The sequence below is a fragment of the Gemmatimonas sp. genome (assembly GCF_036405635.1).
In the GTDB taxonomy this organism is placed as follows: Bacteria; Gemmatimonadota; Gemmatimonadetes; order Gemmatimonadales; family Gemmatimonadaceae; genus Gemmatimonas.
The window spans coordinates 1-19,002 of the sequence record NZ_DASWXE010000234.1 but is presented as its reverse complement, the minus strand read 5'-3'; the positions used below and the strand labels follow the sequence as shown (position 1 = coordinate 19,002).

At 65.8% G+C, this 19,002-nt stretch carries 14 protein-coding genes; 5 read left to right on the top strand and 9 right to left on the bottom strand.

The window, feature by feature from the left end; all coding sequences use genetic code 11:
• From VGE27_RS18475 to VGE27_RS18465, 3 genes are all read left to right on the top strand, one after another.
• Positions 1-1,362: amidohydrolase family protein (locus tag VGE27_RS18475; RefSeq protein ID WP_331051157.1), on the top strand; the 1,362-nt coding region annotated here is incomplete at its 5' end.
• 12 nt (positions 1,363-1,374) lie between these two features.
• Positions 1,375-2,307, top strand: coding sequence for an MBL fold metallo-hydrolase (locus VGE27_RS18470; RefSeq protein ID WP_331051158.1), 933 nt, complete (start codon positions 1,375-1,377; stop codon positions 2,305-2,307).
• Positions 2,308-2,344: 37 nt separating this feature from the next.
• Positions 2,345-3,580, top strand: coding sequence for a Gfo/Idh/MocA family oxidoreductase (locus tag VGE27_RS18465; protein WP_331051156.1), 1,236 nt, complete (start codon positions 2,345-2,347; stop codon positions 3,578-3,580).
• A gap of 14 nt (positions 3,581-3,594) precedes the next feature.
• On the opposite strand, the gene VGE27_RS18460 is transcribed toward VGE27_RS18465, so the two are convergent.
• The 4 genes from VGE27_RS18460 to VGE27_RS18445 are packed head-to-tail and all read right to left on the bottom strand — an operon-like array spanning position 3,595 to position 7,929.
• A complete protein-coding gene (locus VGE27_RS18460) occupies positions 3,595-5,214 on the bottom strand; it encodes a beta-N-acetylhexosaminidase (protein ID WP_331051155.1) in 1,620 nt (539 codons plus the stop codon).
• Positions 5,215-5,249: 35 nt separating this feature from the next.
• Complete coding sequence (locus VGE27_RS18455; RefSeq protein ID WP_331051154.1) at positions 5,250-5,945, bottom strand: copper homeostasis protein CutC; 696 nt, start codon at positions 5,943-5,945, stop codon at positions 5,250-5,252.
• The gene (locus tag VGE27_RS18450; protein ID WP_331051153.1) at positions 5,942-7,168 is read right to left on the bottom strand and encodes a nucleoside permease; all 1,227 of its coding nucleotides are present in this window, start codon (positions 7,166-7,168) and stop codon (positions 5,942-5,944) included. The genes VGE27_RS18455 and VGE27_RS18450 overlap by 4 nt, the downstream gene beginning before the upstream one ends.
• Positions 7,168-7,929, bottom strand: coding sequence for a DUF1080 domain-containing protein (locus VGE27_RS18445; protein ID WP_331051152.1), 762 nt, complete (start codon positions 7,927-7,929; stop codon positions 7,168-7,170). The genes VGE27_RS18450 and VGE27_RS18445 overlap by 1 nt, the downstream gene beginning before the upstream one ends.
• A 201-nt stretch (positions 7,930-8,130) precedes the next feature.
• Here VGE27_RS18445 and VGE27_RS18440 point away from each other — a divergent pair, with 201 nt between their 5' ends.
• Positions 8,131-8,667, top strand: coding sequence for a YfiT family bacillithiol transferase (locus tag VGE27_RS18440; protein WP_331051151.1), 537 nt, complete (start codon positions 8,131-8,133; stop codon positions 8,665-8,667).
• Positions 8,668-8,688: 21 nt separating this feature from the next.
• On the opposite strand, the gene VGE27_RS18435 is transcribed toward VGE27_RS18440, so the two are convergent.
• Positions 8,689-10,758: an Ig-like domain-containing protein gene (locus VGE27_RS18435; protein WP_331051150.1), complete on the bottom strand. Its 2,070-nt coding sequence runs from the start codon at positions 10,756-10,758 to the stop codon at positions 8,689-8,691.
• A 108-nt stretch (positions 10,759-10,866) separates the two neighbouring features.
• Here VGE27_RS18435 and VGE27_RS18430 point away from each other — a divergent pair, with 108 nt between their 5' ends.
• The gene (locus VGE27_RS18430; protein WP_331051149.1) at positions 10,867-12,879 is read left to right on the top strand and encodes a M20/M25/M40 family metallo-hydrolase; all 2,013 of its coding nucleotides are present in this window, start codon (positions 10,867-10,869) and stop codon (positions 12,877-12,879) included.
• Between the two features lie 90 nt (positions 12,880-12,969).
• On the opposite strand, the gene VGE27_RS18425 is transcribed toward VGE27_RS18430, so the two are convergent.
• The 4 genes from VGE27_RS18425 to VGE27_RS18410 all read right to left on the bottom strand — a co-directional run.
• A complete protein-coding gene (locus VGE27_RS18425) occupies positions 12,970-14,277 on the bottom strand; it encodes a DUF1501 domain-containing protein (protein ID WP_331051148.1) in 1,308 nt (435 codons plus the stop codon).
• Positions 14,278-14,311: 34 nt separating this feature from the next.
• Positions 14,312-15,877 (bottom strand): DUF1800 domain-containing protein, encoded by a 1,566-nt coding sequence (locus tag VGE27_RS18420; RefSeq protein WP_331051147.1) that lies wholly within the window; start codon positions 15,875-15,877, stop codon positions 14,312-14,314.
• Positions 15,878-16,206: 329 nt separating this feature from the next.
• The gene (locus VGE27_RS18415; RefSeq protein WP_331051146.1) at positions 16,207-17,508 is read right to left on the bottom strand and encodes a type II secretion system F family protein; all 1,302 of its coding nucleotides are present in this window, start codon (positions 17,506-17,508) and stop codon (positions 16,207-16,209) included.
• A partial coding sequence (locus VGE27_RS18410; RefSeq protein ID WP_331051145.1) for a GspE/PulE family protein occupies positions 17,505-19,002 on the bottom strand: 1,498 nt, incomplete at its 5' end. The genes VGE27_RS18410 and VGE27_RS18415, both read right to left, overlap by 4 nt.

The following is a 19,002-nucleotide window of genomic DNA, read 5'->3' as shown; positions in this document are numbered from 1 at the left end:
CGCGCGCCGGTGGGGCCGTCCACCCGCTCGTATGTGCGCGTGGATACCTCCGTGGTGGCACTGACCAACGTGCGTGTCATCGATGGCACCGGTGCCGCAGCGCGCGATGCGCAAACGGTGATCATTCGCGATGGGCGTATTGCGTCCATTGGCCCTGCGGCGAGTGCTTCGGTGCCGGCGGGTGCGGTGACGATGGACCTGGCCGGCAAAACTGTGATCCCCGGTCTCGTGATGGTCCACGAGCACCTGTACTACCCGGTGGGCGCGGGCACGTACGCGAACCTCACCGAGAGCTTCACGCGGCTCTACCTGGCCGGCGGCGTGACCAGTATGCGCACCGGCGGCAACATGAACGGCATCTCGGAGATTCTCGTGGGCAAGTCCATTGCCCGCGGGGACAAGCCCGGACCCTGGATCGACGCCACGGCGCCGTATCTCGAAGGCCCGGGCATGGGCTTCAACCAGGTGCAGATTCTGCGCGACACGGCCGATGCCCGCAAGCTGGTGGAGTACTGGGCAGATCTGGGCGCCACGTCGTTCAAGGCGTACATGAACATCTCGCGCGCTGCACTCAAGGTGGCCGCCGACGCGGTGCACAAGCGCGGCCTCAAGATCACGGGGCATTTGTGCTCGGTGACCTATCGCGAAGCGGCCGATGCCGGCATCGATGATCTCGAGCACGCGTTCTTTGCCATGAACGACTTCGTGCCGAACAAGCCGCTCGACACCTGTGTGGGACGTGGCGGCGCCGCACAGAACACGATGGCCGCGCTCGATCCGAACAGCCCGGAGGTGCAGGCGCTGTTCAAGTACCTGATCGACAGGAAGGTGGCGGTCACCAGCACACTCACCATCTTCGAGACCTTCACACCGGGCCGTCCGCTGCCGCGTGGCCTCGATGTGCTGTTGCCACAGCTGCGAGACGAATACCAGCGCCGCCACGAAGCGGCGCAGCGCAACACGCAGTCGCCCTATCTCAAGTCATTCCCCAAGGGCATGGCGATGGAACGAGCCTTTGCCAAAGCCGGCGGCACGGTGATCGTGGGCACCGATCCCACCGGTGGCGGTGGTCTTGTGCCGGGCTTCTCCAACCAGCGTGCGGTGGAGCTGCTGGTGGAAGCGGGCTTCACGCCGCTCGAAGCCATTCGCATTGCCACGCTGAATGGTGCGACCTACCTCGGCCGCGCAGACGTGACCGGCTCACTCGTCGCCGGTAAGCTCGCCGATCTCGTGGTGCTCGAGGGCAATCCGGCGCAGGACATCACGGCCATCCGCAACGTGGAGTTGGTGTTCAAGCAGGGTGTTGGCTTCGACCCCAAGGCGCTCATCGAATCGGTGCGCGGCAAGGCCGGGCTCTGGTAGGTGGCGCACGTGATGTGGCGTGCGATGATGGTGGTCGTGGTGCTGACTCTGTTGCCTATGCAGGTCAGCGCACAGCGTCGCTTCAACAACCGCCAACTGTGCACTGACGCGCAGCGCAACGCGGGCTGTCTCATTGTGCTCGGCTCCGGCATGCCCGTGCCCGACCCGCAGCGGGCCGGGCCAGCCTACGCTTTCGTACTGGGCAATCGGGTGCTGCTGTTCGATGCTGGCGCCGGTGTGATGCGTCGCGTGGCCGCGGCCGGTTTGCCCATCGACGGCTTCACGCACGTGTTTCTCACGCACCTCCACTCCGATCACACACTGGGTCTCCCTGATGTGCTGCTCACATCGTGGGTCATGGGACGTCGTGTGCCGCAGCAACTCACCGGTCCGCCTGGCACCGCGCGCATGGCCGAGCGCATCATCGACGTGTGGTCGGAAGACGTGGACGTGCGTGTGTCGGGTCAGGAGCAGCTATCGCGCACGCCCGGTGCCCGTGTTCGTGAAGTGACCGGCGGTGTGGTGTACGACAGCGCCGGACTCACGGTGACGGCCATTCATGTGCCACACGGTGCATGGCCCAACGCATTTGCCTACGTGATCCGCACATCGGCGCGCACCGTCGTGCTCTCTGGCGACACAGGCCCGAGTCCAGAACTCGAGGCCGCTGCCCGCGATGCAGATGTGCTCGTGCATGAGACTTACCCCGAGGTGCGGCTCGTGCCGGAAAATCGGCCCGGCGGTGAACAATGGCCGGCCTACATGCGCACTGTGCACACCAGCGATCGCGAAGTAGGGGCGCTCGCCGCTCGGGCAAAAGCAAAGCTCGTAGTGCTTTCGCACATCGTACGCATGGGTGGCACCGATGCCGAGCTCCGTGCCGGTGTGCGACGCGGTGGCTACACAGGACCCGTCGCCATCGCCGCTGATCTGTCCGTGTGGTAAGTTTCAGCGCACCTACCTGACATTCCTCCCGCATATCATGACTGCACAACGACTCGGCATTGGCTTCGTCGGTTCGGGGTTCAACGCCCGCTTTCACATGCAGGGGCTGCGCTTCGTGCGCGATGCCGACGTGCTTGGCGTGTGGAGCCCAAACCAGAAGAATGCCGCATCGGCCGCCCGCTACGCGCGCGAGCTCGACGTGGGTGAGGCCAAGGCCTACAGGACCATCACCGACATGGTCGCCGATCCCGCCATCGATGCCATCTGGCTCAACGGGCCCAACCAGGCGCGCATCGAAAATGTCGAGGAGATCTGCGACGCGGTGAAGTCAGGCAAGGGCACGCTCAAGGGCATCGCCTGCGAGAAGCCGCTGGCGCGCAACGTGGCAGAAGCCAAGCAGGTGCTCAAGCTGGTGGAGGGCGCGGGCATCATGCACGGCTACCTCGAAAATCAGTACTTCGCGCCGCAGGTGGCGGTGGGGCACGATCTGTTGTGGCGCCGCGGTGCATCCACCACGGGTGCCCCGTATCTGGCGCGCGCCGCCGAAGAGCATGGCGGGCCACATGCGCCATGGTTCTGGAATGGCGCGCAGCAGGGTGGTGGTGTGCTCAACGATATGATGTGCCACTCCGCGCTGGTCGTGCGACAGTTGCTCACACCGCCGGGCAAGCCGTTGTCGTCGCTGACCGTGAAGCGAGTGACCGGACGCATCGCATCGCTCAAGTGGTCGCGCAAGGAGTACGCGGCGCAGCTCAAGAAGTCGAGCGGTGTGGACTACACCAAGACCCCCAGCGAAGACTTCGCCAGCGTCACCATCGAGTTCGAGACGCCCGAGGGGCGTGTGGCCATTGGCGAAGCGACCACGAGCTGGAGCTTTGTCGGGCCCGGACTGCGGCTCAGCGCCGAGTTGCTGGGCCCCGAGTATTCGATGCGCTGGAATACGCTGGAAAGTGGTCTCGACCTGTTCTTCTCGCGTGCCGTGAAGGGCAAGTCGGGCGAAGACATTGTCGAGAAGCAGAATGCCGAGATCGGCCAGATGCCTGTGGTGGTGAACGAAGCCATTGCCTACGGCTACGAGGCGGAAGATCGCCACTTCGTGCGAGCCTTCCTTGGCAAGGAGAAACCGCTGCTCACCTTCCATGATGGACTCGATGTGGTGCGCATGCTCATGCACGCCTACAAGAGTGCGGAGCTGGGCAAGACGCTGGAGTACAGCGAGCGCGGTGTCGACAAGTTCGTGCCGCAGGTCGCGCAGGGCACCTGGCGGCCATAGTACAGGCGAACGATCTACGGTCGGCGGTAGTTCACGTCCAGCGCATCCAATCGCTTGAGATGCGCTGGCAGCCGTTGGAGAAATTCGCTGAAGTTGCGACGCTCCCTGGGTGTCCACACCACTTCGGCAAGCGCGGACAACCGCGGAAACGCCATGTACTCGGCGTGCTTCGTGTTCGGGATGTACTCACTCCACAATTGGCCCTGCGCGCCAAGGACATGCTTGGCCTGCTCCGGCGTGAGCTCTGCCGGCACGGGCTCGAAGGCATAGGCCGAATCGAGCGGGGTGAAGCCGCCAATGGACAGTGGTTCCTTGCTGCGGTCGCGCGATTGCAGATGGTCGAAATAGGTGTAGCCGGCGGGGGCCATCACCACATCGTGACCCGCTTTCGCGGCTGCCACGCCACCCGCCGTACCACGCCAGCTCATCACCGTGGCCTGCTCGGCCAGACCACCTTCGAGAATTTCATCCCACCCGATGAGGCGACGTCCCTGCTTGCTCAGGAAGGTGTCCATCTGTCGGATGAACCAGCTCTGCATCTCGTGTTCGTCCTCGAGCCCGAGCGACTTGATGCGCGCCTGAATGGCGGGGCTGTCTTTCCACTGCTTCTTGTCGGCCTCGTCACCGCCGATGTGAATCCATGGTGACGGGAACAGCGTGAGCACCTCGCGCAGCACACCCTGCATGAACGCGACCGAGCTGTCGGATGGGATGAGCACGAAATCACTGACACCCCACACCTGCATCACGCCCGGATTGGTGTCGGGACGGCTGGACAGGTGCGGGTACGCGGTGATGGCCGCCTGCACATGCCCCGGCATCTCGATTTCAGGGATGACGGTGATCATGCGCTCCGCGGCGTATGCCACGATCTCGCGCACATCGTCCTGCGTGTAGAAACCGCAGTGACGTCGGCCGTCGAAAATGCGCTTGGCAGGGTCTGTGACGTACGGCCCCACCAGCGTGGCCTCGCGACATGAAGCGATTTCGGTGAGTCGCGGGTACTGCTTCACTTCGAGGCGCCAGCCCTGGTCGTCGGTGAGGTGCCAGTGAAAGCGATTGAGCTTGTGGCGCGCCAGCAGGTCGATGTACTTGCGGACGAACTCCTTGGGCATGAAGTGGCGCGCGCCGTCGAGATGTGCGCCGCGCCAGGCAAAACGCGGTGCGTCTTCGATGCGTACTGCTGGCACGGTCCATCGCGCATCAGCGATTGGCGCCTTGCGATAGATATCGGAGGGCAGGAGTTGCTTGAGTGTTTCGAGCGCGTAGAAGGCGCCGGCCGGCGTGCTGGCTTGGATCAGCACGCGTGAGGATGACACGTCGAGGTGGTAGCCTTCGGCGGGTATTCCCGTGCGGTACGACAGCACGATGCCTGTGGGTGCCGTGGTGCCGGCATCGATCGAGGGCTCGAAGCCCAGCGGGTCTGCGACGTCGCGCGCAAATCGCCTAGCGACGTCACGAAAGACCGGTGCCACATGGAGGCGTGTGGTGCGGGTCAGCGTGAACTGACCGGTGCGAGGCGTGAGCGAAGCGGGTCTCGGAACGAGGCCGTATCTCGATTCTCCCACATTGCCAGCCTGTTGAGCCGCAAGCGATGTGGTGGCCAATACGGTCGAGAGCAGCAGCGCGCTCACGGTTCGTGCGCGAGGCGGGGCTACCCGCACCGTCGTCACGCCTCGAGTGCCTGAATCACATCCCGCACGATGGTGGGGTCGGTGGACCGTGCATGCACTTCTGCCACGCCACTGCCAGCAACGAGATCGCGCACGTTGTCACCACGAACTCCACCGCCAGCGAGGATGACCAGGCGTTCACCGGCCAGTGCGCGCATGTCGCGCAGCACGCGGGCGCCGGCAAAGGCTGTTGCGGCATGACCGGAGGTGAGTACCAGTCCCACCCCGTGCTCCATGAGTAGCGCCAGCGACTCCATGGCGTCTGGTGTACGATCGAAGGCGCGGTGAAAGGCGGTGCGCATGGAGCCGGCGGCTGACACCAGCACCTGCAGCTGTTCGCGCTGGATGTGGCCATCGGCCCGCAGCGGACCCATCACGATGCCGTCCATGCCCAACGCCCGCGCGGTTTCGATATCGCGCAGCATGACCGCGATATCGTCCTCGTCGTACACGAAGCTGTGGGTGTGCGGCCGGATCATCACGTGAATGGGCGCCTGCACGGCATCACGGCAGCGGGCCATGAGGCCTGCGGAGGGTGTCGTGCCGCCATCGCCGGGGCCGCACAGCTCGATGCGATCAGACCCAAAGCCCGCTGCGGCCACGGCCGTGGGCACGGAGTCGCAGCAGGCTTCCACCAGCACACGGCGCGCGCTGCTGCCTCCCGCGCGCGCCACAGAGGTTGCGTCGGTCATGCCGCCGACGCCCGTGCCGCGGAATCGGTGGAGCGGGCGGGACGGAAGAGGACCAGGAACACCACGAACACGATGAGCGCGAAGTACGCGGCGTACTGCCACACCGCGAGCCAATCGTGCTTGAGCAAGCCGCTGGCTTCCGGCAGCGCGTTGCGACTCACCACACTGCCCGACACCGCGGCGCCCACGAAGTAGCCGACGCCGTTGGTAACGAGATTGAGAAAGCCCTGCGCGGCTGCGCGCACCTTGGGACCGGCCCGTTCATCGGTGTAGATCTGGCCGGCCACGAAGAAGAAGTCGTAGCAGACGCCGTGCAGCAGAATGCCAAGGTACACGAGCGGCATCACCGGGCCACTCGCGCCGTAGCCAAAAGCGAAATAGCGCAGCGCCCAGGCCAGCATGCCCACCAGCATGATCCACTTGATACCCAGCGAACGCAGCGCGAACGGCAGGAGCAGCATGAAGCCAATTTCGCTCATCTGCCCGAACGTCTGGATGAACGCGGGTTCCGGAGCGCCGATCTCGTTGAGGTACGGATTGGCGAAGGCGTAGTAGAACTGCAGGGGGATGCAGAGGAAGAACGACCCCAGCACGAAGATCACGAAGTCCCGATGCCGCAGCAGCTGCAGGGCATCGAGACCAATCGCGTCACGCAAGCTGAACGGCGCACCCGCGGCCTTGGGTGGCGTGTGCGGCAGGGCAAGCGCATACAGCCCGAGCGCGATGGATCCACCGGCCGACAACAGCATCGGTGTGTTCAGTGCGTCGGCCTTGAGCACCTTACCCACCACGACGCCGGCCACGATCCAGCCGATGGTACCCAGCACGCGCACGATGGGAAAGTCGCGTGAGGCGTCGGTGATGTGATGGAAAGAGATGGAGTTGGTGAGCGACAGCGTGGGCATGTAGCAAAACGCATACGCGAGCAACAGGGCATAGAAACCCGGCCACTCCGTCTGCTGTGCCATGAAGTACATCAACACACCACCCACGAGGTGCAGGATGGCGAGCAGTTTTTCGCTGGCAAAGAAGCGATCGGCCACGATGCCGATGAAGAACGGCGAGACGATGGCCGCGATCGCCGTTGCGCCGTACGCCGCGCCGATGTTGGTGTCGGCGAAGCCACGCGTCTGGCCGAGGTACGTGCCCATGGTGACGAACCACGACCCCCAGACGAAGTACTGGAGGAACATCATGATCGACAGCTTGCCGCGTGTGCCCATTACGGCAGCTCCTTGATGCGGACATTGCGGAAGTACACACGGTCTCCGTGATCCTGCAGCGCGATGTACCCGCGCGCCGCGCGGCCGTAACCGGTCCACGTGGCGAACTTGCTGGCCTGACGGCGTGTCTCCCAGTCGGGTGACCCCAGCTCGTATTCCACGGCCTTCGTGCCATTGAGCCAGTGTTCGACATGATTGCCGTTCACGATGAGGCGGACCGCGTTCCACTCGCCCACGGGCTTCACGATGCCGGCCGGCGGCGCATGCAGCGCATAGTTGGCACCCGCCGACGTGAGCGGGTTCTTGCCGTCGGGGTGCTTGGTATCGTCGAGGATCTGCATCTCGGGGCCGCTGGTGTAGGACACCTCGGATGCCGGGTCGATGCGATAGATGATGCCGCTGTTGCCACCCGACTCCACTTTCCACTCGAGCTCGAACTCGAAGTTGGTGTACTGCTTGTCGGTGGTGAGGTCACCGCCCGGGCCCGTGCGAACGAGTTCGCCGTTCACGGCGCTCCAGCCGGCCACCGGCGCACCGGGCGTCTTGTAGTTGTGCCAGCCGCTGATGGTCTGTCCGTCGAAGAGCGACGTCCATGCACCGGCCGCAGCCGCGGGCTGCGCCTGTGCGGCCGCGGCACTGGGACGCGCGCCGCCACCGATGGCGCCACGAATGGCGGATGCGTCGCTTCCGGTGGATCGGGCACCGCCACCACCGCAGGCAACGAGCGAGATGGCAGCGAGCGAAAGAACGAGCGGGCGCATGGGCATCGGCCAGGGCGGGCGGTGGGGAATCCGCGGGGACGGAACGCGTCGCACCGGGATGGACGGTGAATGCCCTATGCTATGGTCGGCGCTGGCCGTGCGGAAGACACGACGACAGCTTAGAGGGTAGCGCCGTCACCTTTCATCGACCGTGCACGCTCGTGGGAGCAACCGGTCGCCCGTCACCGAACCGAGCCACCGATGACCAACGCCCCCTCCGACACCGACGCCCATCGCTACCCGATCGGACGTTTCGAACGGCAGCCGACCATCAGTGCGGACGCGCGCGCGGAGCATGTCGCGCGCATTGCGGCCCTGCCGTCGGGCCTGACTGCCGCACTGCAGGGCATCAGTGAGGCCCAGTTCGACATGCCGTACCGTCAGGAAGGGTGGACCATTCGGCAGCTCGTGCACCATGTCGCGGACAGTCATCTCAACGCGTACATCCGGCTCAAGCTGGCCCTCACTGAGCACGAGCCCACCATCAAGCCCTACGATCAGGATGCATGGGTGGAGCTGGCGGATGTGCGCACGGTATCACCGCAGGTCTCGCTGGCCATGCTCACCGCGGTGCACGAGCGCTGGGTGGCCACGATGCGCGGCATGACCGAAGACCAGTTCGGCCGCTCGTTCTATCATCCCGAGAACGGCCGCATGACGGTGGATCAGATGCTCGCGTTGTATGCCTGGCATGGCGATCATCATGTGGCACACATCGTGAACGCGCTGCGCTCGTAAGGCACGCGTAATCGGGGGCGGTTACGGCCGCCCCTCCCAGATCCGTCCCCCGTCACCAACCGCAGCCACGGCATCTTCGCCCGGCACGCCGAAGAGCGCGTAGACGAGATGACGCATGGGCGTTGTGAGCGTACGCCATGCGCCGCCGTCGTACCGCAGCACGGTGCCGCTATCACCGGCCGCATACACTTCGGTGCCACTGCGTCCCCACAGCGCCCGGAGATCACGCGCGGTGGGCTTGGTCAGCGCGCGCCATGTGACGCCGTCGTACCGCAGAGCCGTGCCGGAATCGCCCACCGCAAACACATCGGTGCGACTGGTGCCCCACACGGCGCGCAGACGACTCGTCGTGGGAACCGTCATGGGTGTCCAGCGCCCGCCGTCGAAGTGCAGCACGGTGCCCGAGTCACCCACGGCAAACAGATCGTTGGCATCGGGACCCCACACTGCGCGCAGGAACCGCTGTGTGCCACTGGCCTGCGGACTCCAGCCCGCACCATTGGAACGGAAGATCGAACCGCGCTCGCCCACGATGACGTGCTGCCCACTGCCGCTCCACACACCACGCAGCACCACCAGGGTGGGTGGAGCGTCCTTGCTCCATGTACCGCCGTTGTAGCGCAGGATGGAACCGGTGTCGCCTACCGCCACGATATCCGAGGGTCCGTTCCCGCTGATGCCGTAGAGGTCATGCGCCGGTGGCACGGGTTCGAGCGCCCACGACTGTCCCTGACGACGGAACACGGTGCCGCCAAGTCCCACCGCGAATGTCGCACCGCCCGTGGCGCCCCAACCCGCGAGCAATGGCGGATCCGTCAACTCCGTCGTGGCCGTGGCCAGCAGGCCAGGACCGCGCAGGCGCACCACGGTCCCGTACCATCCGGCAATGCGCATGTCGCCGTTGCCACGCTGCGTGATCGCGCGGAGGTTCTGCCCGTTGCCAATCGACAGCGCGCGCCAGACGGTGCCATCGAAATGGTACGTCGCGCCATTGTTGCCGACCGCGTACACATCGTTGAAAGCGCGCCCGCGAATGGCAAACAGATTGGCCGCACCCGGCGTGGTCATCGCCGTCCACCCCGATCCGTCATAACGCACGATCGAGCCGTTCACGCCCACTGCGAACACATTGTTCGCACTGGTGCCCCACACATCGAAGTACGGCATGCCATCGGGGGAGGCCATGCGTCGCCAGCTGATGCCGTCGTAGCGCAGCAACGTGCCGTTGTTGCCCGCCGCATAGATCGCATTGCTGCTCGCGCCCCAGATGCCCCACAGTTCGTCGGTCACACCACTCACCATCGGTTCGATCGTCGCACCATTCCACTTGAGGATCGTGCCACGGTCGCCGGTGAAATAGATCTCGTTCGATGACAGCCCCCACACCTCGAGCAGCGTCCCCGTCACGTTGCTGGTGACGCGACGGAACGTGGTGCCGTCGCCGCGCATGACGAGGCCACCGGTGCCCACCAGCCAGACATCCGTGGGTGCTGAACCCCAGACGCTGACGATCGTTTCGGTGTGTCCGAGTGGCACCAGTTCCCACGGACCGTCGTTGCGCGAGCGAAGAAGTCCACCGTTCTGCCCCACGGCATAGGTGCTGCCTGCACCATCATCCCAGATGCCGAGGAATGTCACATCGGTCACACCGGCACGTGCCGCGCGCCACTGGGAGAGGCCGGGCGTCGCCGCACTCACCGTCACCGGCACCGTCGCCGACACTGATCCGGTGGTGGCCGACACGATGAGCTGCGCGGTGCCGGGGGCCACACCACGCACCGCCCCTTCTGCAGTGATGGTGGCGATGGTGATGTTACTGCTGGCCCAGCGTATCGCAGGGTTCGGGATGAGCTGTCCGACGCTGTCGCGTGCCACCACTTCCAGCCCGCGCTCCTGACCGGCCTGCAGGTTCACCGACGCGGGACTCACGCTCAGCGACGCAATGCGCGCGTGCGGTGGCTGCACATCGGGGTCCATGGGTTTGTCGCGGCAGGCCGACAGAGCCGTCACCACGCAAAGCACCGGCCACAGCGCTCGTGCTCTGGCTCCACGCGGCGCCAAGCCGTTCGCGCGACCCATCAAATCACTCATCAGCTGGATCATGGGGCGGAGCCTAGTTCCGGCAGCCCTGTCCCCGCAACGTCTGCGCCGTACCTTAAACCACTTGCCATCACTTCCGTCCTCTTTGCGATATCGCTCATGTCCACAACCGTGGTCGATGTGCCCAATGACTCGGTGGTCGCTCCCAGTGCGAGCCTGCAGCGGCCTGCCCGCATGCGGTCACTGCTGGTGCCGGCCGCCGCGGCGGCAGCCATCGTGGCCGCGCCCCTGACCGCCCAACCCGGCATACCCCGCACCTCCACGCCCGCACCAGAAGCCGAGGTGTATCTGGTACCGCTGACTGTGCGCGGCGACACGACCCGCATCGGCGTGCCGGCCAACCTCACGCGGCGGGCCGGCTACGACAATCAGCCCGCCTTCGCCGCCGATAGCCGCTCGGTGTTCTACACCTCGAACCGCGGCGATGGTCACACCGACATCTACCGCCTCGATCTCTCCACGGGTCTCTCTCTCCCCGTACGGCGCACTGCCCCCGAGAGCGAGTACTCGGCCATGCCCACGACTGACGGCAAGGCCATCACCGTCATTCGCGTGGAAGCCGATTCCACGCAGCGCCTCTGGCAACTGCCGCTCGATGGCAGTGAGGCCCGCGTGCTGTTTCCCGACGTCAAACCCGTCGGCTACTTCGCGCAGCCCAACGACTCCACCTGGGCATTGTTCGTGCTGGGCACACCGGCCACGCTGCAGCTCGCCCACCATGGGCGGGGCACCGGCGAGGTGCTCGCTCGCGATATCGGGCGTTCGCTGCACCGTATTCCCGGCACCAATGCGGTGAGCTTCGTGCAAAAGGGCAGTACGCCGTGGCGCGTGATGCGTCTCGATCCCAACTCGCGGCAGATCACGCCTCTGGTAGAGTTGCCCACGGGCAGCGAAGATGTGGCGTGGCTGGACAGCACCACACTCCTGGTGGGGCAGGACACCAGGCTGCTCAAGTGGACGCGGGGGAGCGGCGCCGCCGTGAGCACCTGGCAGTCACTGGGTGACGTGGGCTTCGCGCACCTGCATCGCATCTCGCGCCTGGCCGTGAGCGGCAACCGGCAGTGGCTCGCGATGGTTGCCGAGGCCACTCCGCGCGCCGCGTCGGCGGCGAGTCGTGCGGCGGCGGCGACCTATGTGGATCGCATCGATGCGGCGTCCGTGCGTCGCGGCATCGGCATTCTTGCCGCGGATTCCATGGAAGGCCGCTTCACCGGCTCACGAGGCATGGAGCGCGCGGCACGCTATCTCGAGGGCGCGTACAAGGCCGCCGGGCTCGTGCCGGCCGGTGATTCGGGCACCTACCGGCAGCACATCCCGCTGCGCAAGGCCGAAGGACCCAACCAGGTGGCGGGGCGTGAACGTCCGGCGCCGGTGGAGTCATGGGCACAATGGAACGCGCTGCCCCCCGATCAACGCCTGCGCACGCAGAACATTGCCGGCATGATCGTGGGCAGTGATCCGGTGCTGCGTGATGAAGTGGTGCTCGTGACCGCGCACTACGATCACATCGGCATGCGGGCGCCAGTGGACGGAGATTCCATCAACAATGGCGCCGATGACGATGCCTCAGGCAACATCGCGCTCATCGAAATCGCCAAGGCGTTGCGCAGTGGTCCGCGCCCCAAGCGCACCATCCTGTTCGTGGCCATCACCGGTGAAGAGGTGGGCGGCTTCGGCACGCAGTGGTATCTGCGGCATCCGCTCAAGCCACTCGACAAGACCGTGGTCGATCTCAACATCGAGATGATCGGCAACGCGGATTCGCTGGCCGGTGGCAAGGGCAAGGCCTGGCTGACCGGCTATGAGCGCTCCACGCTGGGTGATCTCCTCGCCGACAATGGCATTCCGCTTGTGCCGGATCCACGTCCCGGTCAGAGCTTTTTCACGCGCAGCGACAATGCCGCGTTCGCGCGTATCGGCATTCCGGCGCATTCCCTGTCGTCGTACAACCTGATCACGCCGTATCACTCGCCAAAGGACGAACCCTCCGTCATCGATGTGGAACACATGACGCAGGTGATTGCGGCGACGGCGCGCGCGGTGCGCCTGCTGGCAGATGGAGATAAACCGGTGTGGCATCCGGGCGGTCAACCGGAAGCGCGGCGACGCTGACATCATGCGGGCATGAACGCAAACACAAAGGGCCGTGCGACAGGTGAGTGTCGCACGGCCCTTTGTAGGCAACACCGACGCGAACGCGCGTCAGGGCTTGGTTACGCCACGGAAGCGAGGCGTGAAGTCGGGGAAAACAACCGACAGGTTCGTGTTGCCCAAGCGGTTCTGCACGACTTCCGCGAGAATGTCGCGGTGGTCGAGTGTGACGCGAAGATCCTGACCCGACTCGAGGTTTTCGCGAGCCAGTCCGGGCCAGCCGTTGGTGAGCACCCGGCCACCATTGATCTTGCGGCCCATGGCAAACGCCACGTTACCGCGGCCGTGATCGGTGCCACGCGTGCCGTTCTCGCGCGCGTTCCGGCCGAACTCGGAGATGATCACCACCGTGACGCCCGTTGCTGCCGAACCCTGGATCACGTCGGCATGGAACGCCGCGAGGGCGCGCGACAGGTCAAGCATCTTGTTGTGCATGAAGCCACCATCCAGCGTGGCCAGCGGTCCCTGCGTGGCATGCGTGTCCCAGCCGCCGTTGAAGGCGTGGATCGCTTCGACACCCACATCCGCCTTGATCAGCGCGGCGGCGGAGCGAAGTGCCTGGCCAAAGCCGGACGTGGGGTACGCCGCACCGTTCGACGCCGTGTATCCCGAGAAGTTGATGCGCTGCAATAGCGCGATCGTGTTCGTCGAATCGAGGGCGTTGTCGGAGACGGGGTCGGTGGTGGGGCCGTAGTTCTGCGCCAGCCACTGGGTGCGTGCGGTGGCCGTGGTGCCACTGCCGCCGATGGTGAAGTTGGCGGGGTTGGGAATGGGCAGCGTCTTGGGGCCACCCACCAGCGTCTGCGGCAGCCCCGACGTGAGGCCGAGCGCGCGCAGCGGGGCATCGGCCCGCAACGGCGTGGACGTGGCCAGATGACGGCCAAGCCAGCCACCCGTCACACGCGCATCCTTCGGCTTGCCTACCTCGATGTACCGCTGGGCGTCGAAGTGTGAGCGCGAGTTGTCCACTGAGCCCGTCGCATGTGCCACGAGCAGGTCACCGGCCGTATACGCCGGCATCAGCGGTGCCATGCCGGGCGAGAAGCCGAAGAAGTCGTCGAGCGCTACCGCTTTCGCACCAGTGCCTGCCGCATCGGGACGTGGAATCGCGATGGTCGGACGGCCCGTGTAGTAGTCGGGATCGCCGAACGGGACGACCAACGACATACCGTCCGTGCCACCGCTCAGGAAGATCGAGACGATGACGTCCCGCGAAGAGTTGGCGCTCTGGGCGAGCACCACCTTGGGGAGCCAGAAGGGCAGCAGCGCGGTGACGCCAACACTGCCGGCAACGCTGAGGAAGTCACGACGGGCGAGTGATTCGTACTCGTTGCACCCGTGATGGTGATGGTCGCTCATCGGTTGTGATTCCGGGTGAAGAGTGGGGCAGGCGTCAGTACCACTGGAACTCCTGCGCGGAAAGCGCGAGGGACAGCGTTTCGCGCACGCGGGCGTCGTTATAGGTACCGCCCTTGAGGTACGAGAGCAGTGACGCACGCAGACTTGTCGGGAACTCACCACCGAAGAAGCGGGCGCCGATCTGCGTCACCACCCCCTCGGCCGAATCCGGAGCGCGGAACACCATCGAGTCGACACGGGCCGCAGTGGTGCTGTTCAGCACCGAAAGCGCCTGCGCATACGACCAGCGCGTGATCACCAGGCCACTCCACCAATCGACACGGTCGGGATAGCCGTTGGGTTGTTCCCACTGGTACAGCGGCATGCCCATCTGATCAGCGCGCGTGCGAACCGAGCGGATATTGGGCACCGTGGTGAGATCGGCGCCGAGCGCGCGGAGGCCAGAGATCGCATAGTGGAACGGCCGCTTGTACTTGGCCGGCGCCGCCATGAGGTTCTTGCTGCTCAGGATGGTGCGGATCATCGAGGGGATGTCACCGCCCGTGCGCGTGAACACCGCCGCCGTGGCGTCGACCACGGCAGCCGGGGGCTCATAGGCCAGCAGCCAACGCGCCATCTTCCACGAGATGTACTTGGCCGTGGCCGGATGGTCGAGCAGCATCTGGATGGCCAGGTCGCCCTCGGCTTCCATCTGGGCATCGGTCGCGGTGGTGGGCATCGCCGGGAACGTGCGACCCAGGAACGTCTTCGCGTTCCGGTCATGGTACGACCGGATAAAGCGGAAGACGCCCGCGTTGGTCATGCTCCAGCCGGTGAGGATGCGCGACAGTTCGGCGACGTCGTTCTGCGAATAGCCACCGTCCACGCCCACCGTGTGCAGCTCCATGATCTCGCGCGCGTAGTTCTGGTTCGGCGTTGGCGTGCGGCTGGAGTTCTGATCGAGATAGAACAGCATCGCGCCGCTGTGTGCCGAAGCCTTCAGCAGGTCCGGGAACTTGCCGAGTGCGTGCGGACGAATGACCTCACGATCATCGACCATCTTGAGGAAGCCGGCCTTGTTGATGCTGATCGTGAAGTGATCGGTCCAGAAGTCGATCATGCGTTCACGCAGCTGCGCCTTGGAGAAGGCGGCGCGATACCAGGCCGCATCGGCCAACTGAGCCACCACTTCACCGCCGTCCGACGTGCGCAGCATGTCGGCGGACATCTGCGTCATGGGCAGTCGCGAGGCGATCTGCGACTCGAGCACGGAATCGTCCATGGCGGCGGGTCGCAGCTGGTAGTTCAGGTACCCGTTGTACCCGAGCTGCCGCGCGAGGGCGACATCGGCCGGCGCGAGACCCATCGTCACACGTCGCACCAGCCGAAGCAGCGGATCATTCCACTGCGCCGACGGATCGGTGCCCGGCGTGTTGCCAGCGGGGAGTGGCTGAGGGCGACCGACCGGCCGCTGGGCTTCCGCGGTGGTACCGAGTGCGAGTCCGGCCGCAGCCGACGCACCAAGGGCGAAGAAACGGCGACGACTGTGCGCAGTCGTCAGGTCGCGATCGTCTGCAGAGGGCGTGACGTTCGCGGATGACTCGGTATCGCTCGATGCCATGGAGGCGGACCAGGGACGTAGGGCGCTCGTGAGGCAGTCGGCGCGCCACGCACTCCATCGTGCATGTTGCCACGACAACCGACACCTCACCGTATCCATAACTCAACTTTCCGGAGCGTCTGTCAATGAGATGTGTCACAGAAGTGACAGTCTGCTCCTACGCTGAGAGGACGACTGGAGCGGCGTCAGGTCATCGAGCAAATCAGTCGCAGATCACATTGATGCAAAGGTCGTCTGCGTCAGGGCAAATTTCCCCGCTCGGTGTCACAGTGTGCGTCACACTGTGCATGAAATGATGCCACAAAACGCGAGGGCATTGGTCTTTTGGCCTACAGCACACCGCTGTTCAGGCCATAGATCGCCTGCAGCAGGGCCAATGCCACAAAACCGACGAGTCCGCCAAGGCCCAATATGAGCAGCGGCTCCAGCAGAGACACCACGCGGCCGATCGTGCGCTGCGCTTCCTGCTCCGATGCGGTGGCTGCGCGCGCCGCCAGCGGAGCCAGTGCTCCCGCCGCCTCGCCGGTCTCCAGCAACTGACGCGACAACGGTGGCAGATGCACGCCCACCGCTCGCGCCAACGGCTGCCCGTCGCGCACATCGCGTTCAGCCGGTTCGAGTGCATCGGCCAGCGCCACGTTTTGCACTGTGGCCCGCGCCAGCGCCATCGCGCGCAGCAAGCTCACACCGGAGCCCAGCGCCAGCGCCAGTGTGCGCAGGTACCGGGCGATATCCAGTTGCCGTTCGGCCTCACCCGCCACCGGTACGGTGAGCCGCCAGGCATGCCAGCGCCGGCGCCCGTCGGCACTTTGCAGCGACTGTCGCATCGCAACGACCGCAAGCACCGCGGCGGCCAGCATCAGCCACCACCAGCGGCCCACAAGCGCACTCACTGCCACCAACACTCTCGTGCTGGCGGGGAGCTCAGCGCCGGTGTCGGTGAGCAGTGATGCAAAGCGTGGCACCACGACCAGTACGATCACCAGCGTGGCCACGATCGACGAAGCGGCCAGCAGCGCGGGGTAGGTGAGCGCGCCTCGCACGCGTGCCCGCAATTCCGCGCCACGCTCCAGATACTCGGCCAGCCCCTCGAACGCCGACGCCAGCGAACCGGTCGCCTCCGCCGCTGCCGCAGTCGGTGCCATGATGCTCGGCAAATCTGGCTCAGCCGCCAGCGCAGCGGAGAGCGGCTCGCCGCCGCGCACACGGTTTCGAATCCGGGCGAACGCGCCGCGCCAGCGTGCATCTCCTCCGCCATCACCGATTGCGTCGGCGTGTGCCAACGCCTTGTCCACCGGCACTCCCGCCGCGAGCAGCGTGGCCATGCCCCGCACCAACGTGGCCAGCACCTCGGCGTCGCGTCCACTGACCCGCGACCACCAGGCCGAGAGCGTGTGCTGCAGACTGCGCTCACCGGTCATCGTGCGCGGTCCGATTGATCCGTCGGTCATCGATACGGCGCCCGGCGCGATGGCTCCACCCGCCGTCTGCGGGCGCAAGTCGATCACCCATAGCGTTCGTGCGCGCAGTTGCGCGAGCGCATCGTCGGCGCTCGTCGCCGTCAGGTCGCCTTCGTGCTCCCGGCCCGCCGTATCGGCTGCGCGATAGTGCCAGCGCGCCCCGCCACTCATGCCGGGAGGTCCGCGTGTACCTGATTCACAACGCGCAGCACTTCGTCCGGCGTGGTGTGTCCGTCGCGCACGGCGCGCACACCGTCGTCGAACAGCGACGGCATCCCTTCCTGCTGCGCGATGTCGTGCAACGCGCGCGACGTCGCGCCCTGCGCGATGGCTTCGCGCATCCGATCGGATACCGACAACAGCTCGGCAATCGCCATGCGCCCCCGATAGCCCGTCTGCGCACAGGCGCTGCAGCCACCACCGGCAAACACCCGTTCGATGGCACCGTGACGATGACCCATCGCGCGACGCTCGTCGTCAGAGGCCGCACGCCACGCGCCACAGGACGCACACACCCGCCGCACGAGTCGCTGAGCGAGCACACCCTGCAACGTGCCGGTGAGCAGATAGGGCGGCACGCCCATATCGAGCAGTCGCGCCACCGCGCCCACCGCGTCGGTGGTGTGCACAGTGCTGAGTACGAGGTGTCCGGTGAGCGCAGCGCGCACGGCGATTTCGGCCGTTTCGGCATCGCGCATTTCGCCCACAAGAATCACGTCGGGGTCATGGCGCAGGATGGCACGCAGCGCCTGCGGAAACCCGAAACCGGCGCGTGTATTGGCCGGCAACTGCACCACGCTTTCCAACCGGTACTCCACCGGGTCTTCCACCGACACCACCTTCACATCGGGCGTGCTGCGTTCCTGCAGGGATGCATGCAGCGATGTCGTCTTGCCCGAGCCTGTCGGTCCGCTCACCAGGAGCAGGCCGGCATTGCGCGCGACGAGGGCACGCCAGGGCACCAGCAGCGACGGATGCATGCCGAGGCTCTCGAGCGAACGCGGCGCGGTGTCATGACCACCGGCATCCAGCAGGCGCAGTACCACGCTCTCACCATGCAGTGCGGGCAGCGTGGACACACGCACATCGAGCCACTGTTCGCCGGCGCGCACACGCACCCGACCGTCCTGTGGCAGCCGGCGTTCGGCGATGTCGAGTTCCGCCAGCACCTTGATGCGGGAAATCACTGCGGCCCGGAAATCACGGCCGAGTCGTTGCACATCGTGCAGCACGCCATCGAGACGCATACGCACCCGCACGCCGTCGGCCGTGCTCTCGAGGTGCAGATCGCTCGCCCCAGCACGCGCCGCCTCCGCCAACAGCGCGTTGACGACCTGCACCACGGGCTCGCGACTCGCCATCGCCCGCAGATCATCGGCGGCAGCGTCTGGCTCGCCCGTGGACACCGACTCCACCTGGTCAACTTCCCGTGGCGCAGCGAGCAGCGCTGCACGGATCTCTGCCGCCTCGTGTGGCACCACCTCGATGTCGGCATCGAGATGACGCGCCAGCACATCGCGCACCGCTGGCGACAGTGCACCAGTGCCCGCCACGCGTGCGACTCCCTCCTGCACATCGAGCGGCAACACCGCGTGCTCGTCGAGCCAGCGCGCCGGAAATCGGCGGGCCAGCGGCGCGGCCGCGGCAGCACGCAGGTCTCGTGCG

Excerpts from the sequence above, each read along its gene's own strand:
- VGE27_RS18445 (WP_331051152.1), bottom strand. The coding sequence starts at position 7,929 with ATGCGCCCGCTCGTTCTTTCGCTCGCTGCCATCTCGCTCGTTGCCTGC.
- VGE27_RS18470 (WP_331051158.1), top strand. The coding sequence starts at position 1,375 with ATGTGGCGTGCGATGATGGTGGTCGTGGTGCTGACTCTGTTGCCTATG.
- VGE27_RS18435 (WP_331051150.1), bottom strand. The coding sequence starts at position 10,758 with ATGAGTGATTTGATGGGTCGCGCGAACGGCTTGGCGCCGCGTGGAGCC.
- VGE27_RS18440 (WP_331051151.1), top strand. The coding sequence starts at position 8,131 with ATGACCAACGCCCCCTCCGACACCGACGCCCATCGCTACCCGATCGGA.
- VGE27_RS18415 (WP_331051146.1), bottom strand. The coding sequence starts at position 17,508 with ATGAGTGGCGGGGCGCGCTGGCACTATCGCGCAGCCGATACGGCGGGC.
- VGE27_RS18430 (WP_331051149.1), top strand. The coding sequence starts at position 10,867 with ATGTCCACAACCGTGGTCGATGTGCCCAATGACTCGGTGGTCGCTCCC.
- VGE27_RS18455 (WP_331051154.1), bottom strand. The coding sequence starts at position 5,945 with ATGACCGACGCAACCTCTGTGGCGCGCGCGGGAGGCAGCAGCGCGCGC.
- VGE27_RS18420 (WP_331051147.1), bottom strand. The coding sequence starts at position 15,877 with ATGGCATCGAGCGATACCGAGTCATCCGCGAACGTCACGCCCTCTGCA.
- VGE27_RS18425 (WP_331051148.1), bottom strand. The coding sequence starts at position 14,277 with ATGAGCGACCATCACCATCACGGGTGCAACGAGTACGAATCACTCGCC.
- VGE27_RS18465 (WP_331051156.1), top strand. The coding sequence starts at position 2,345 with ATGACTGCACAACGACTCGGCATTGGCTTCGTCGGTTCGGGGTTCAAC.
- VGE27_RS18450 (WP_331051153.1), bottom strand. The coding sequence starts at position 7,168 with ATGGGCACACGCGGCAAGCTGTCGATCATGATGTTCCTCCAGTACTTC.